Annotated in this window: 15 protein-coding genes; 2 read left to right on the top strand and 13 right to left on the bottom strand. The window is 71.3% G+C overall.

What is annotated here, in order from left to right; all coding sequences use genetic code 11:
* Positions 1 to 5: 5 nt before the first annotated feature.
* The 4 genes from kdpA to ACIBH4_RS21385 all read right to left on the bottom strand — a co-directional run bounded on the left by kdpA (position 6) and on the right by ACIBH4_RS21385 (position 3545).
* The gene (gene kdpA / locus ACIBH4_RS21400) at positions 6 to 1667 is read right to left on the bottom strand and encodes a potassium-transporting ATPase subunit KdpA (protein ID WP_362517271.1); all 1662 of its coding nucleotides are present in this window, start codon (positions 1665 to 1667) and stop codon (positions 6 to 8) included.
* 16 nt (positions 1668 to 1683) lie between these two features.
* Positions 1684 to 1773, bottom strand: a complete 90-nt coding sequence (kdpF, locus tag ACIBH4_RS21395; protein WP_113705100.1) for a K(+)-transporting ATPase subunit F — start codon at positions 1771 to 1773, stop codon at positions 1684 to 1686.
* Between the two features lie 363 nt (positions 1774 to 2136).
* Entirely contained in the window at positions 2137 to 2433 is a 297-nt protein-coding gene (locus ACIBH4_RS21390) for a MoaD/ThiS family protein (RefSeq protein ID WP_362517275.1), read from the bottom strand.
* Positions 2430 to 3545, bottom strand: coding sequence for an exo-alpha-sialidase (locus ACIBH4_RS21385; RefSeq protein WP_362517278.1), 1116 nt, complete (start codon positions 3543 to 3545; stop codon positions 2430 to 2432). The genes ACIBH4_RS21390 and ACIBH4_RS21385 overlap by 4 nt, the downstream gene beginning before the upstream one ends.
* A 354-nt stretch (positions 3546 to 3899) precedes the next feature.
* Here ACIBH4_RS21385 and ACIBH4_RS21380 point away from each other — a divergent pair, with 354 nt between their 5' ends.
* Complete coding sequence (locus ACIBH4_RS21380) at positions 3900 to 5054, top strand: cellulose binding domain-containing protein (RefSeq protein WP_362767652.1); 1155 nt, start codon at positions 3900 to 3902, stop codon at positions 5052 to 5054.
* Between the two features lie 161 nt (positions 5055 to 5215).
* Here the strand turns inward: ACIBH4_RS21380 and ACIBH4_RS21375 are convergent, their stop codons facing one another.
* Complete coding sequence (locus tag ACIBH4_RS21375) at positions 5216 to 5626, bottom strand: nuclear transport factor 2 family protein (protein ID WP_362517284.1); 411 nt, start codon at positions 5624 to 5626, stop codon at positions 5216 to 5218.
* A gap of 57 nt (positions 5627 to 5683) precedes the next feature.
* Between ACIBH4_RS21375 and ACIBH4_RS21370 the strand changes: the two genes are divergently transcribed.
* On the top strand, positions 5684 to 6280 hold the full coding sequence (locus ACIBH4_RS21370) for an ABATE domain-containing protein (protein ID WP_362770321.1): 597 nt from the start codon (positions 5684 to 5686) through the stop codon (positions 6278 to 6280).
* A 70-nt stretch (positions 6281 to 6350) separates the two neighbouring features.
* Here ACIBH4_RS21370 and ACIBH4_RS21365 read toward each other — a convergent pair whose 3' ends face one another.
* From ACIBH4_RS21365 to ACIBH4_RS21330, 8 genes are all read right to left on the bottom strand, one after another.
* Positions 6351 to 7727, bottom strand: a complete 1377-nt coding sequence (locus ACIBH4_RS21365; protein WP_362770319.1) for a nucleotide pyrophosphatase/phosphodiesterase family protein — start codon at positions 7725 to 7727, stop codon at positions 6351 to 6353.
* A complete protein-coding gene (gene eboE, locus ACIBH4_RS21360) occupies positions 7724 to 8851 on the bottom strand; it encodes a metabolite traffic protein EboE (protein WP_362517295.1) in 1128 nt (375 codons plus the stop codon). The genes ACIBH4_RS21365 and eboE overlap by 4 nt, the downstream gene beginning before the upstream one ends.
* The gene (locus ACIBH4_RS21355) at positions 8851 to 9705 is read right to left on the bottom strand and encodes a TatD family hydrolase (protein ID WP_362517321.1); all 855 of its coding nucleotides are present in this window, start codon (positions 9703 to 9705) and stop codon (positions 8851 to 8853) included. Before ACIBH4_RS21355 ends, eboE begins: the two co-directional genes overlap by 1 nt.
* Positions 9705 to 10316: an EboA domain-containing protein gene (locus tag ACIBH4_RS21350; RefSeq protein ID WP_362517298.1), complete on the bottom strand. Its 612-nt coding sequence runs from the start codon at positions 10314 to 10316 to the stop codon at positions 9705 to 9707. Before ACIBH4_RS21350 ends, ACIBH4_RS21355 begins: the two co-directional genes overlap by 1 nt.
* Positions 10313 to 11194 (bottom strand): sugar phosphate isomerase/epimerase family protein, encoded by an 882-nt coding sequence (locus tag ACIBH4_RS21345; protein ID WP_362770317.1) that lies wholly within the window; start codon positions 11192 to 11194, stop codon positions 10313 to 10315. The genes ACIBH4_RS21350 and ACIBH4_RS21345 overlap by 4 nt, the downstream gene beginning before the upstream one ends.
* Positions 11191 to 12084: an SCO3242 family prenyltransferase gene (locus ACIBH4_RS21340; protein ID WP_362517304.1), complete on the bottom strand. Its 894-nt coding sequence runs from the start codon at positions 12082 to 12084 to the stop codon at positions 11191 to 11193. The genes ACIBH4_RS21345 and ACIBH4_RS21340 overlap by 4 nt, the downstream gene beginning before the upstream one ends.
* On the bottom strand, positions 12084 to 13232 hold the full coding sequence (locus ACIBH4_RS21335; RefSeq protein ID WP_362517307.1) for an inositol-3-phosphate synthase: 1149 nt from the start codon (positions 13230 to 13232) through the stop codon (positions 12084 to 12086). The genes ACIBH4_RS21340 and ACIBH4_RS21335 overlap by 1 nt, the downstream gene beginning before the upstream one ends.
* A gap of 473 nt (positions 13233 to 13705) precedes the next feature.
* Positions 13706 to 14713 (bottom strand): sugar phosphate isomerase/epimerase family protein, encoded by a 1008-nt coding sequence (locus ACIBH4_RS21330; protein ID WP_362517310.1) that lies wholly within the window; start codon positions 14711 to 14713, stop codon positions 13706 to 13708.
* Positions 14714 to 14829 lie beyond the last annotated feature (116 nt).

The raw sequence follows: 14829 nt of genomic DNA, 5'->3' as shown, positions 1-14829 counted from the left end.
GGGCGTCACTGGATTCCTTCCGCGAGCGGGCCGAGCGCCAGGGCCGGCAGGAAGGTCAGCGCGACGAGGATCACCGTCACGCCGACGGCCATGCCGACGAACTGCGGGCGGTGCGTGGGCAGCGTGCCCGCGGAGACGGGGACCGGTGCCTGCCCTGCCAGGGATCCGGCCAGGGCGAGAACGAAGACGATCGGCAGGAAGCGGCCGAAGGCCATGCACAGGCCGAGGGCGACGTCGTACCACGGTGTGTTGGCGGTGAGGCCGCCGAAGGCGGAGCCGTTGTTGTTGGAAGCGCTGGTGAAGGCGTACAGCACCTCGGAGAAACCGTGCGGACCGCCGTTGAGCATGCTCGCCCGCCGCTCGGCCGAGCCCATCGCCAGCGCCGTGCCGGTCAGCACGAGCAGCGGCGTGACCAGGAAGTACATCGCGGCGAACTTGATCTCGCGGGAGCCGATCCTCTTGCCCAGGTACTCGGGGGTGCGGCCGACCATGAGGCCGGCCACGAAGACCGTGATCACGGCGAGGACGAGCATGCCGTACAGGCCCGCGCCCGCGCCGCCGGGGGCGACCTCGCCGAGCATCATGTTGAACATCGTGAGCATGCCGCCGAGCGCGGTGAACGAGTCGTGGGAGGAGTTGACCGCTCCGGTGGAGGTGAGCGTGGTGGCGGCGGCGAAGGTGGCGGAGTCTGGCACGCCGAAGCGCACCTCCTTGCCCTCCATCGCCGCGCCCACCGCCTGCGGGACCGTGCCGCCGTGGGCCGTCTCCAGCGCGGTCAGCAGCGCGACGCTCGCCAGCGCGAGCGTCCCCATGATCGCGACGATCGCGTGGCCCTGCCGGGTGTCGCCGACCATGCGGCCGAACGTGCGGGGCAGCGCGAACGGGATCAGCAGGATCACGAGGATCTCGAACCAGTTCGTCCAGGCGGTGGCGTTCTCGAACGGGTGGGCCGAGTTCGTGTTGTAGAACCCGCCGCCGTTGTTGCCCAGCTCCTTGATGATCTCCTGACCGGCCACCGGGCCGCCGGTGATCGTCTGGGTGCCGCCGGTCAGGGTGGTCACCTCGTGCGGGGCGGTGAAGTTCTGGATCAGGCCGCCCGCCAGCAGCACGACCGCGCCGACGAGGGCGAGCGGCAGCAGGACGCGGACGACGCCGCGGACCAGGTCCACCCAGAAGTTGCCGAGCTCCTCGGTCCTCCTGCGGGCGAAGCCGCGGACCAGCGCGATCGCCACCGCCATGCCCACCGAGGCGGACACGAAGTTCTGCACCGCCAGGCCGGACATCTGCACCAGGTAGCCCATCGTCGACTCACCCGGGTAGGCCTGCCAGTTGGTGTTGGTGACGAAGCTGACGGCGGTGTTCCAGGCGACGTGGTCGGGCACCGGGGCGAGCCCCAGCGACAGGAACAACCTGTCCTGCAGCCGCTGCAGACCGTAGAGGAACAGGACGGATGTCACCGAGAACGCCAGCAGGGCGCGGGCGTAGACGCCCCACCTCTGCTCGACGTCCGGCCGGACACCGACGAGCCGGTAGATCACGCGTTCGGCGGCGAGGTGTCTCGTGCCGGTGTAGACGCGGTACATGTGGTCGCCCAGCGGCCGGTGTACGAGCGCGAGGGCGGCGACGAGGGATCCGATGAACCAGATCCCCGCCGTGGTCGAGGACATCAGGAGCGCTCCCTCATCAGAAGCGCTCCGGGAAGAGCAGGGCCGCGACCATGAAGACCACCAGTCCTGCGACCACGACCAGACCCGCGGCGTTGACGGCGCTCACAACCGTTCCACCGCTCTGACGGCCAGCCCGAGGATCGCGAAGACCGCGACCGTCAGGGCGACGAAGATGACGTCTGCCATCCCCACTCCTCGCATCCGGGGTTTGTCCGCCATCACCCGACGGGTGAGGCATACGCAAGGAAACCGCCGTTTTCCGCGCTTCCTGCGCGTCTTGACGGGTTCCATACGCCCCGGTGCCAAGACTTGACGCCTTCCCTACGCGGGCCCCGGACCACCTCCCGGACGAACGCGTCCCCTGTCTCGCGTGCGGCCCGCCGGCCCCCGGCACGTGGAGCCGAGCGTCCGCCCTGTGCGGTCACCCCGATACCGCGACCGCAGGGAGGCGGACGGCCCTCCTCCGCGCCTACCCGCCCGCCATCGCCCCCACGACCATGAACGGCTCGGCTCCCGTCGCGACCGGCTCGGGCAGCGGGGTGTCCGGCGACTCGTGGGACAGATCCAGCTCGCAGGCGAAGAACCGCACGAAGGGGCGGCGACGCTGCGTGACGTGGTCGCGGATCGTCCCGCGCAACATCGGGTAGCGGGCCTCAAGCGCGTCGAGGACCGAACGCTGCGTCACCTGCCCCTGAACATGGAGCTCCACCTCGCCTCCCGTACTCGCGAGGTTGCGCAGATGCACCGGGAGCACCACGCGGATCATGGAAGCGTCTGGACTTCGACGGACAGCACGGCCGGCAGGTCCCTGGCGATGGGCATCCAGTTGTCGCCGGAGTCGGCGGACGCGTACACCTGCCCGCCGGTGGTGCCGAAGTAGACGCCGCACGAGTCCAGCGAGTCGACGGCCATCGCGTCCCGCAGCACGTTGACGTAACAGTGGCTCTGCGGCAGGCCCCTGGTGAGCGGCTCCCACTCGTTTCCGCCCGTCCGGCTGCGGTAGACGCGCAGTCTTCCCTCGGGCGGGTAGTGCTCCGAGTCGCTCTTGATCGGGACGACGTAGACGGTGTCCGGCTCGTGCGCGTGGACGGCGATCGGGAACCCGAAGTCGCTGGGCAGGTCGCCGCTGATCTCGTGCCACGACTCACCGGCGTCGTCACTGCGCATCACGTCCCAGTGTTTCTGCATGAAGAGCACGTCAGGACGCGAGGGGTGCATCGCGATGTGGTGAACGCAGTGGCCGACCTCGGCGTCCTGGTCGGGAATGCCCCCCGAGCTCAGACCCCGGTTCTTCGGCTGCCAGCTCTTGCCGGCGTCGTCGGTCCTGAACACACCCGCGGCCGAGATCGCCACGGTGATGCGCCCGGGATCGCGCGGGTCCGCGACGACCGTGTGCAGGCACATCCCACCGGCACCCGGCTGCCAGGAGGGCCCCGAGCGATGCTCGCGCAACCCGGGCAGCTCCTGCCAGCTCTGCCCGCCGTCGGCCGAGCGGAACAGGGCGGCGTCCTCGACACCCGCGTACACCGTGTCCGGGTCGGTGAGCGATGGCTCCAGGTGCCAGACCCGGGTGAACTCCCACGGGTGCGGCGTGCCGTCGTACCACTGGTGGGTGCCGGGGACGCCGTCGTACTGGAATTGGTTGCCGACCGGCTTCCAGGTCGCGCCGCCGTCGTCGGACCGCTGGATCAGCTGCCCGAACCAGCCGCCAGACTGCGACATGTAGAGGCGGGACGGGTCGGCGGGGGATCCCGTGAGGTGGTAGATCTCCCACCCCCCGAAGTGGGGGCCGCTGATGTCCCACCGCTCGCGTCTGCCGTCCGACGTCAGGATGAACGCGCCCTTGCGCGTGCCGACCAGCACTCGTACACCACTCACCGGGGCTCCTTTCCGATCCCGGCGCCGACCCTTGCCGGCACCGCGCCACACTCCCGATCGTCCGGCCGGGCTCGGAGCCGACTCCGCTCGCGACACGCCCGCCACGGTCGTGGGCACCGACGCTACGACAGCCCACCGACAAAATCGCCGCCGACACTCGCTGGAACGACCGGCAGGAGCCACGAACGACGGATCACCCGCCGGACGCCCTCGACACCCGTACCCTCACCTCGATCGTCCGACAGATCCGGTCGAAGACCGAGGCACACCGGACCGGCCCGCTTTACGGGATCTCGGAAGTGGTTCACAATCCCTGCGGGGGGTCACACGCCGACGCGATCTGATAGAGGCATCATGCAACCTGGCAGGCGATCCCTGGGGGCGGTCCTCCTCACCCTGGGACTTCTCACCCTGGCCTTACTCATCACGGCACTGACGATCGGCCCGGCCGGAGAGACGGCCCTGGCCGCCGCCCCGGCGAGAAACGCCCCTCATTACGCCGTTCCGGCAGGGGCGGCCGACGACACCACGCCACCGACACGTCCCACCGGAACGCGGCCCTGCCCGGTTCCGGGCATCCCCACCTCGACCGGCTACGCCTCCATCTGCTGGAATCCCTCGACGGACGACACGGGGGTCGCCGGCTACGACCTGTATCGCCTGAGGGTCGACGGCTTCGTCCTCGCAGCCACCACGACCGGCACGGTCGGCGGCTTCTCGGGCGACCTGAACCGCTTGTACACGATGTACGTCGTGGCCAGGGACTCGGCGGGGAACATCAGCCCGCCCTCCGCTCTTATCACGGTGTCCGCGACGGTCGGCATGACGCCGAGCGCCTCGCCGAGCCCCCCGCCGGGCGACCGCGTGCCCCCCTCCAAGCCGACCGGCCTGAACGAACCCTGTCCGTGGGACTACCGGGGCGTCGCGTTCTGCTGGCAGCCGTCGAGCGACAACGTGGCGGTGACGGCGTACGACGTCTACCGCGAGACCTCGACGGGATACGTCAAGGTCGGCACGACCACCTATCCCTCGTACCAGAGCTCCGGGGAATCCGGCCTGGTCATCGGGGAGCGCTACACCTACGTCGTGGTCGCCAGGGACGCGGCCGGCAACCTCAGCGCTCCGTCCGATCCGCTGTCGGCCCTCGCCAGGGGAGGTCTCCCCTCCCCCAGCCCCAGCCCGTTGCCGTCGTCGTGCACGGTGTCGTACCACGCGACAACGTGGGGTTCAGGGCTGAGCGCGCAGATCACCGTACACAACGTCGGCACGACCGCGTTCGACGACTGGACGCTGACGGTCGACTACCCGACATCGGCCGTGCGCCTCGTCTCCGGCTGGTCCGCGGGCTGGACCCAGACCGGCTCACGGCTCACCGCCACGAGCGAGCAGTGGAACAGGGTCATCCCCGCGGGCTCGACGGCACAGGTCGGATTCGTCGCCTCCTACAGCGGCCCCACGCCCACCCCCGTGCGCTTCAACCTCGACGGAAGGGACTGCGGCGTCGGCTGACCACCTCCGAGCCGAGGGGTGGGGGGGGGGGGGGGGCCCCCCCCCCCCCCCGGGGGGGGTGGGGGGGGGGGCGCCCCCCCCCCCCCCGCCCGGGGGGGGGGGGGGGCCCCCCCCCCCCCCCCAAGACTCGGCTTTTCGATGTCACCGGACAGGGACGGGTCTCACCCGGTGGGGGCCGGGCTGATCTGGAACAGGGCGGCCCTCCACTCGCCGTCGCGGCGGGTCAGCACGGTGGTGGCGAAGACCCTCATGGTCTGCTTGTCGGTGCCGCCGACGAGCACGTCGATCTCCACGGTGACGGTGTGGGCCGCGCTGCCGTCACTCAGGACGATCACCCGGTGGTCGCTCAGATCCGTACGCGTGTACGGGTTGCGGTTCTCGGCGAACCCCTTCAGGATCGCCTCCCGGTCGTCGACGATCCCCCACTGCGACACGCTCAGCGGCGCCTCGGTGAGGAGGCGGTCGTAGAACTCCGCGTCGCCGTTCCTGTTCGCCTCCCAGGCCCGCTCGGACAGTTCGATCAGCTCACGCTCGATCGACTCACGTTCGGCCTGCTCACGCTCGGGGCTCATCGCCGCACTCCCTCTCACTGACACCTGTTTAACCGGTGTCAGTGTTACACTCGACCCATGAACCTGGCAAACGTGATGGAGCTCGGCTCCCGCGGCGGGCAGCGCTTCAGGTTCGACGCCGGCACACTGTGCCTGGAGCTTCTCGTCACCGGAGGTGAGGGAGGGCTGGCGAAGTGGGAGCGGCTGCACACACCCGGCGACCTCGCCGCCTGGATACCGCTCTCCAGGGCGGGCCTCGGCGACCTCGTCCAGGTCTCCGCCGACGACCTCGCCGCGGTCCTCCGCCTGCGCGCCGCCCTCCAGCGGCTCGCCGCGACCGCCGCCTCGGGCTCGCGCGCCTTCTCCGAGGCCGACCTAACCACGCTGAACGAGGCCGCCGCGGCGGCGCCGCCCATCCCGGTCATCGGCCCCGGCCTGAAGCGTTCCTGGGCCTTGCCCGTCACCGGAACGCAGTTCCTCTCCGCCGCGGCCCGCGACGCCGTCGAGGTGTTCGGCGGGCCGGCCCTCGACCGGATCAGGGTGTGCGACGGCGAGCGCTGCCCGCTGCTCTTTCTCGACACCTCCCGTCCGGGAGCGCGACGCTGGTGCTCGATGGACCGCTGCGGCAACCGCCACAAGCTCCGCACCCGCCGTGACCGCCACCCCGCGAGCTGACGAGAAAGTGGAAAGCGCCGCCCGCCCGGGGGGTGTAAGGCACAGGCGGGCGGCGCCGTCGAAGTGCCGCTCAGCGCAGGGAGAGCTGGAGCAGCAGGTCCTTGACCTCGGTGGCGGCGATCCGGTCGCTGGCCACGGACGGATCCGAGCAGAGCAGCACCGGGCCGTCGAGGGGGTTGTCCGGCAGACGACCGTGCGAGCCTCGGATGGCACGGGCGCCCGCGTCGAGGCCGACCACGTTCATCGTGTAGCGCATGCCGGTCTTCTTGCGCAGCAGCGCCATGGCGGCGCGGCGCTTGGCTGCTCCGGGGTCCGCGGGGTCGAAGAACAGTTCCGCCGGGTCGTAGCCGGGCTTGCGGTGGATCTCGACCAGGTTGGCGAAGTCGGGGGCGCGGGTGTCGTCGAGCCAGTAGTAGTAGGTGAACCACGCGTCGGGCTCGGAGACGAGCACCAGCTCCCCCGCCCGGGAGTGTGCCAGCCCGTTCCTCGTCTTGCCCTCCTCGTCGAGCACCTCGGCGACCCCGGGCAGGCCCGCGCAGAGCTTGGCCACGGCCGGGATGTCGGCGGGGTCGGCGACGTAGACGTGGGCCACCTGATGGTCGGCGACGGCGAACGCGCGTGACGTCCAGGGGTCGAGATACTCCATGCCGTCCTGGGTGTAGACCTCAAGCAGGCCCTCGGTCCGCAGCAGCCGGTTGATGTCGACCGGGCGGGAGACGTCGGTGATGCCGTACTCCGACAGTGCCACCACGGTGGTCCCGCGCGCGGCGGCGGCGTCCAGCAGGGGGGCGAGCACGGTGTCGAGCTCGGAGGCGGCGGCGGCCGAGCGCGGGTCGGACGGGCCGAACCTCTGCAGGTCGTAGTCCAGGTGCGGCACGTACGCCAGGGTCAGGTCGGGGTTGTGGTCCTTCATGATCTGCTCGGTGGCGCGGCAGATCCAGGTGGAGGAGGCGATCCCCGCGCCCGGCCCCCAGTAGGTGAACAACGGGAAGGTGCCCAGCTTGCCGGTGAGCTCCTCGTGCAGGCCCGGCGGGTAGGTGTAGCAGTCGGGGTCCTTACGCCCGTCGGCACGGTAGATGGGCCGGGGGGTGACCGTCCAGTCGACGTCGGCGCCCATCGCGTACCACCAGCACACGTTGGCCACGGTGAAGCCCGGCCGCTCGCGGCGGGCGGCGTGCCACAGCTTGTCCCCGCCCACCAGCGCGTTGTGCTGGCGCCACAGGAACACCTCGCCCAGCTCGCGGAAGTACCAGCCGTTGCCGACGACGCCGTGCTCGGTGGGCGCGACGCCGGTGAGGAAGGTCGACTGGGCCGAGCAGGTGACGGCGGGCAGTACGGTGCCGAGTTCGGCCTGGAAGCCGCCGTCGGCGACGGCGCGCAGCCTCGGCATGTGCGCCAGCAGCCTCGGGGTCAGTCCCACCACGTCGAGGACGAGCAACGATGTCATGCTTTCACTCCCAGATCGCGCATCGCGGCGCGGGCGAAGTCAAGCTCGTCGGCGATGCCCGCGGCGAGCCGGTCGGGGGTCTGCGGGCGCAGCGCGGGCGGCAGTACCCCCCAGGTGTAGGTTTCCACGTCGAAGTGGTCGCAGAGCGGCTCGGGACCGCCGACCAGCTCCGCGAGGGCCTCGCGGAGCACCGGCACGGTGGTGCCGAGCGGTGCCTGCGGCGCGACGTGCAGGGGCACGTGGTAGTGGACCCGCCACGGTCCGGGCAGCTTCCGCTCGAACGCCTCGTCGAGGTCGTCGGCCTCGTCGCCGGCCGCGTTTCGGGTCTGGTGCAGGAAGCGCGGCTCGACGTACTCGCGCAGGGTCTCCGGGTCGTCGCTCTCCAGTGCCGCGGAGACCTGGACCTTGACGACGGGCAGTCCCGCCTCGGCGTACCGGCGCAGCGCGTCGGCGGGCCGCTCCCAGGCGCACGCCAGGTGGGCGAGGTCCAGGCAGATGCCGAGCCGGTCGGTGTCGACACCGGACAGAGCACGTACGGCCTGGTCGGTGGTCTCCACCACGCAGCCGGGCTCGGGTTCGAACGCCACCCGGATGACGCGGCCGGTGGCGGACTCGACGGCGGCGAGCCCGCCGGCGAGCTCGTCGAGCCTGCGCATGGCGAGGCGGGACATGTCCTCGTCCCACGGGTCGCGCCAGGCGAGCGGGAGCGTGGAGATCGATCCTCTCGCGGCGTCGTCCGGCAGGAGGGCGGCCAGGACGCGCGCCAGGTCGAGGGTGTAGGAGAGCCGTTCCGGAGTGGTCCAGTCGGGGTGGTAGACCGCCTGCTTGACCACCGGGTCCTGGAACGAGCGGTAGGGGAAGCCGTTGAGCGTCACGACCTCCAGTCCCCGCGCGTCCAGCTCGCGGCGGAACCCGGCCAGCAGCCCGGGGTCGGCGGCGAGCGCGGCGGCGACGGGCGCGGCCAGCCAGAGCCCGAGCCCGAGCACGTCGGCGCCGAGGCGGGCACGGATCGGCACCGCGTAGGTGTCGAGCTGCCCGACGATACCGCCGAGGTCCTCGGCCGGGTGCACGTTGGTGCAGTAGCTCAGGTGCAACGCCCGCCCACCGGGGTGAAGCAGCCGCATCAAGACCCTCCGCGCTTGATGGAGCTGCCCTCGAACGTCGCCTCCCGCGCCCCGGCGACCTCGGAAAGGTCCAGGCGTCCCGACTGGCCGTAGAACTCCACGGGGTTGCGCCAGAGCACCCGGTCGACGTCGTCCTCGCTGAACCCGGCCTCCAGCATCGCCCTTCCGGTCTCCAGGGTGAGCAGCGGGTCGGACACGCCCCAGTCGGCGGCGGAGTTGACCAGCACCCGCTCCAGACCGTGCTCGCGCAGGATCTCCACCATGCGGGGCGGCGACATCTTGGTCTCGGGGTAGATGGAGAAGCCCATCCAGCAGCCCGAGTCGTGCACGATTCCCGCGGTGACCTCGTTGAGGTGGTCGACGGCGACCCGTCCGGGCTCGATGCCCGAGGCGGCGACGACGTCGAGGGTGCGCCGGGTGCCGGCGGCCTTGTCGCGGTGCGGGGTGTGCACGAGCGCGGGCAGCTCGTGCTCGACGGCCATCGCGAGCTGCCGTTCGAAGGCGTCGTCCTCCTCGGGGGTCATCGAGTCGTAACCGATCTCACCGACCGCGACGACCCGGTCCTTCTCCAGGTAGCGCGGGAGCAGGTCCAGCACGGGCCGGCAGCGCGGGTCCCCCGCCTCCTTGGGGTTCAGTGCGATGGTGGCGTGGTGCGCGATGCCGAACTGCCCCGCGCGGTACGGCTCCCAGCCGATCAGCGAGTCGAAGTAGTCGGTGAACGAGCCGGGGTTGGTACGGGGCTGGCCCAGCCAGAAGGCGGGCTCCACGATGGCGAGCACCCCGGCCGCGGCCATTCTGGCGTAGTCGTCGGTGGTGCGTGACGTCATGTGGATGTGCGGGTCGAAGATACGCATCATGCCTCCTTCTCGCTGGTCAGACGGTCTAGCAGTGCGGTCGCGTCCTCGGGGATGTCGCGTCCGGCGGCGGTGCGTTCCTCGGCGAACGCGGCCAGCATCCCGGCCAGCTCGGCGTCGGCCCGCTCCTCCAGCCGGTCCACGGCGGCGAGCGGCACGCCCATGAACACGCACTTGAGTACCGCCTGCCGCCACATGGTCTGGTCGAGGTGGCGGGCGTACGGGCCGAGTGCGGCGGCCACGAGGCGGGTGTCGTTGGTGCGGATCGCGTCGAGCAGCAGTGGCACCGCCTCCGCGCCGACGGGCAGCATCGGCAGGGCCTTGAGGACGGCGCGCTTCTCGTCGGCGTCGCCGTACCGGTAGAGGTCGGCGGCCTGCCCGGCCGCCTCCTCCGGCGGGAGCGCGGCGAGCAGGACGGCCCTCGCCGCCTCGTCGGCACTCCAGCCGGGCGCGTCCGGCAACGGTGCCCGTCCGGCGCGACGTCCCGCGGCGGCGAAGTGCCGTGTGACACTTCCCGGCTTGGCGGCGACGGTCGCGCGCGCGTCGGCGAGCCACTCCTGGCCGAGCGCCGCCAGCAGGCTGTCCGTCTGGTTACCGGGTTCGGAGGTCATGCGTTCGTCCCTTCGGCGGCGGTACGCAGGAAGTTCAGGGATCGGGCGGCCACCTGGGGCGCGGCGTGCGAGTGGCGGGGCAGCTCGACCGCGACCAGGCCCCGGTAGCCGCAGCCGGCGAGGGCGCGCAGCACGGGCGGGAAGTCGATCTCCCCCTCGCCGAACTCCAGATGCTCGTGCACCCCTCGGCGCATGTCGTCGATCTGCACGTTGACCAGGTGGGCGGCGACGGCCGTGACACAGTCGGGGACCGTCTCGGGTTCGAGGCAGCGGCAGTGGCCGATGTCCAGCGTGATGCCGAACCCCGGCGGTTCGCCGAGTTCGGCGTGCAGCTTGCGCCATCCGGCGATCGTCTCGACGAGCATGCCGGGCTCGGGCTCGAAGCCCAGCGGCACCCCGGCGGCGAAGGCCGTCTCGGCGAGACGGGCGCAGCCGTCGACGAGCCTGGCCCAGGCCGTGGCCTCGTCGACCGTCTCCGGGCGCACGCCCGCCCAGAACGACACCGCCTCGGCTCCCAGGTCGGCGCCTATCGCGACCGCCCGGTTCAGGAAGTCCAGGCGCTTCTCGCGCTCGTCGTGCAGCAGCGTGGGGGCGTGCTTGTGCCAGGGGTCCAGCAGGTAGCGGGCCCCGGTCTCGACGACCACGCCGAGGCCGAGATCGCGCAGCAGGTCGGCGGCGGCCGCGACCCTGCGGGCCAGTCCCTCCTCGTAGGGGTCCAGGTGGTCGTGGTCGAGCGTGAGGGCGACCCCCTGGTAACCGAGGTCCGCGATGACCCGGAGCGCGTCGTCCAACCGGTGGTTGGCGAACCCGTTGGTGCCGTAGCCGAACCTCAGCCCGGCACTCGTCTCAGCGCTCGTCTCGGTGCCACCGGGGCTCATGTGGGAGAGACCTTCCTGGCGAGGGCCCGGCCGAGCGGGACGGCCGCCGCGACCGCGATCCCCTCGCGGGTGGCGCCGCTGCGGGCGACGAGCGCGCCCTGCAGAGCGGGCAGCGCGACGATGCCGGTGCCGACGGCGGCCCGCAGCCGGGAGGCCGAGGGTTCGGCGACCGCCTGAGCCTGGGACATGCCGAACCTGGCGGCGTACCAGCCGGTGAGTCCCGCCTGCACGGCCCGCACCACCCGCGCCGCACGCACGGTCTGCGGAGTGGACGAGGTGTCGCCGCGCCCCAGGGCGGTGGCCACGGCGAGCGCGACGGTGCCGGCCAGGGTCGCCGCGGGCAGGCTCCGGTCCGAGCCGGACACCTCGGCGCGCGACAGCGCGGTGAGCAGGTAGGTGTGGGCTGCGACGGTGAGAGCCGAGGGCAGCGCGTCCGCGACGCTCCGTCCCGGGGTGGCACCCAGCAGCACGTCGAGGCCTCGGCAGAGCGCCATCACCAGCGGTCCCGCCACCGTGTTCTTGGCCACCAGGTCGTACGACCAGACGGCGGCGGCGAGCGGGACGGCGACCGCCAGGGCTCGGCGTCCACCGGAGAGCCCGGCCGCCGCCAGACCCGCGACGGTGAGCCCCGCGGCCACGCCGAGCGCGGCGCCCGGCGACACGCGGCCCGAGGGGATCGGCCGCTCCGGGCGTTCCTCCGCGTCCAGGTGGCGGTCGGCCCAGTCGTTGGCGGCCATTCCCGCCCAGTACAGGCAGACCGAGGAGCACGCCAGTCCGAGGGTCCTACCACCCAGCACCTGGCCGGCGGCGGCTCCCGCGACGACGTCACCGGGGACGGAGAGGGCGGCGGGGGCGCGCACGAGCTCCGCGAAGTCGCGCGGCGACGGCATCAGACCCGCTCCCCTTCTCCGAGGGTGTCGGCGAACGCGAGCAGCACCCGCCACTGGTCGGCCAGCGCGTGCGGTGCCTCCCCGAGCGGGTCCTTGAAGAAGAAGGCCAGCTCGCCCAGCGGCCCGGTGCGGCCAAGGCGATGCGCCGCCGCCGTGAGCCTCGCCAGATCCAGAATCAGGGGCGCGGCGAGGGCGGAGTCGCAGCCGTGCCAGCTGAACTCCATGCGCATGGACGTCCCCAGGAACCCTTCGAAGGTGACCAGGTCCCAGGCGGTCTTGAAGTCGCCGATGTCCTCCACGTACTCGATGCGGGTCTCGCCCTGCGGGGTGTAGCCGAGCGTCTCGCCCAGCACCCGCTGCTTGCTGGCGGCCTTGGCGGCGTTGGCCGCGGGGTCGGCGAGGTTGGCGCCGTCTCCCCCGCCGAGGAGGTTCATCCCCGACCAGGTGCGAACCCGGAGGTTGCGCTGGGCGAACATCGGGGCGAGCACCGACTTGACGAGCGTCTCGCCGGTCTTGCCGTCGTGCCCCCCGTACGGCAGTCCCATCAGGTCGGCGAGCCGGTCCAGAGCGGGCAGCCTGGCGCCCGTCGAGGGGGTGAAGTCCAGGTAGGGGCAGCCGGCGCGGAAGGCGGCGTACGCCGTCAGGGCGCTGGGCGGCAGCAGGTCCCGGGAACCCGCCAGCTCGGCCTCCAGCAGCTCCAGGTCGGCGTGCGCCGGACGCGGCTCGAGGGCGGGCTCGGTGGTCGAGACGTTGATGACGACGACCCGTTCCAGATCGTGCCGCAGCCGGAACTCGGTGATGTCTGCGCCGATCAGCTCCGCGGTCGCGGCCTGGTTCTCGGCGACCGGCACCTGCCTCAGGTTCTCCTCGACCCTGGCGAGCTCGTCGCGCAGGGGTTCGAGCAGCCTGGCCGGTACGATCCCGGCTCCGGCCAGCGCGGCCGCCTTCTTCTCCAGCGGGGTCGGCACGATGTCGTGCCCGCCGAACACCAGGTCTCCCAGCCCCGGCAGTCCGGCGCCTCGGAACTGGGGGAGTTCCGTGACGCAGCCCGTCGGCTGGGCGAGACCGGCGCGTACCGCCAGCGCTCCGATGACGCTCGTGACGGCGACGGAGCCTCGTGCTCCTACCAGCCACACTCCCGTACGCATCTGGCCTCCTGTGGTGAGTCGACTCCTGGGGGATGACGATTTTCATCCGCCCGGCCGGGGCCGGACGGCGCCGGTGACATCCGTCGCGGCCGTCCGGTCGGAGGGGATGTCGTCGGCGGGTACTACGTGGTCGTTGGAACGAAGGAGACGACCCCGCGACGGGCCGGATCTTACGGTCCGACCCGCTTGTGCAAGGAATCGTACGTTATGCGGATATTACGGATATATGCCTCAGGGCCATGTGTTTCCGTCAGACCAGCTCAACTCATGAAAACAACTCATGAAATTAAGTCAGGGATTTCTGTCAGAGACATCGGCCGAGGACCCGGGCCGAGAATTACGGCCCGGGCTCCTGTCCGATTCCTGTTCCTCAGAGGTCCGTCCGGGGCTTTCCGTTGCCAAGCCGTCGGCCGGAAGATCCTCTTGGTCGGAAGGCCCCAGGCTCTCGGTCCCGAGACCTGGGGTCGGCCGACTCAGTCGGAGGAGAAAGCGGCGTCGAAGGCGGTGGAGGGCGGGGTGATGGAGTTGAGCTTGCGGATGATCTCCAGGGCGTCGGGGGCGCCGTCCAGGCGGTCCATCCCCGCGTCCTCCCACTCGATGGAGATCGGCCCGTTGTAGCCGATCGCGTTGAGAGCTCGGAAGCAGTCCTCCCAGGGCACGTCGCCGCGCCCGGTGGAGACGAAGTCCCAGCCGCGACGCAGATCCGCCCAGGGCAGGTGGGAGGCGAGCCGACCGCGGCGGCCGTCGCCGGTACGGACCTTGGCGTCCTTGCAGTCGACGTGGTAGATGCGGTCGGCGAAGTCCAGGATGAAGGCGACCGGGTCGATCTCCTGCCAGACCATGTGGGAGGGGTCCCAGTTGAGGCCGAACGCGGGGCGGTGGCCGATGGCCTCCAGGGTGCGCACGGTGGTGTGGTAGTCGTAGGCGATCTCGCTGGGGTGGACCTCGTGGGCGAAGCGGACGCCGACCTCGTCGAAGACGTCGAGGATGGGGTTCCAGCGGTCGGCGAAGTCGGCGTATCCGTCTTCGATCATCTGGGGCGGGACCGGGGGGAACATGGCCACGGTGTGCCAGATGGAGGAGCCGGTGAAGCCGACCACGGTGTCGACGCCGAGCTTGGCGGCGGCGCGGGCGGTGTTCTTGATCTCCTCGGCGGCGTTGCGGCGGACCTGCTCGGGATCGCCGTTGCCCCAGATGCGGGCGGGCAGGATGCCCTGGTGGCGAGCGTCGATGGGGCTGTCGCAGACGGCCTGGCCGACGAGGTGGTTGGAGATGGTGTAGACGCTCAGGTTGTGCTTGGCGAGCATCTCCTGCTTGCGGGGAATGTAGTCGTCGTCGCTGAGGGCTTTGTCGACCTCGAAGTGGTCGCCCCAGCAGGCGATCTCCAAGCCGTCGTACCCCCAGCCCGAGGCGAGACGGCAGACCTCCTCGAACGGCAGGTCGGCCCACTGGCCGGTGAACAAGGTGATCGGCCTGCTCATATTCCCTCCACAGATGTAAGGCGGCTCTGGTCGGCGGCGCTGCGCTCGACCGCGGCCAGCACGCGCTGGACGTTCAACCCGTCGTCGAACGACGGAGCCGGGGCGACACCGGAGGT

The organism is Streptosporangium sp. NPDC050284, from assembly GCF_044459525.1.
Taxonomy (GTDB): Bacteria; Actinomycetota; Actinomycetes; order Streptosporangiales; family Streptosporangiaceae; genus Streptosporangium.
This window is presented reverse-complemented; position numbering and strand designations above follow the sequence as displayed.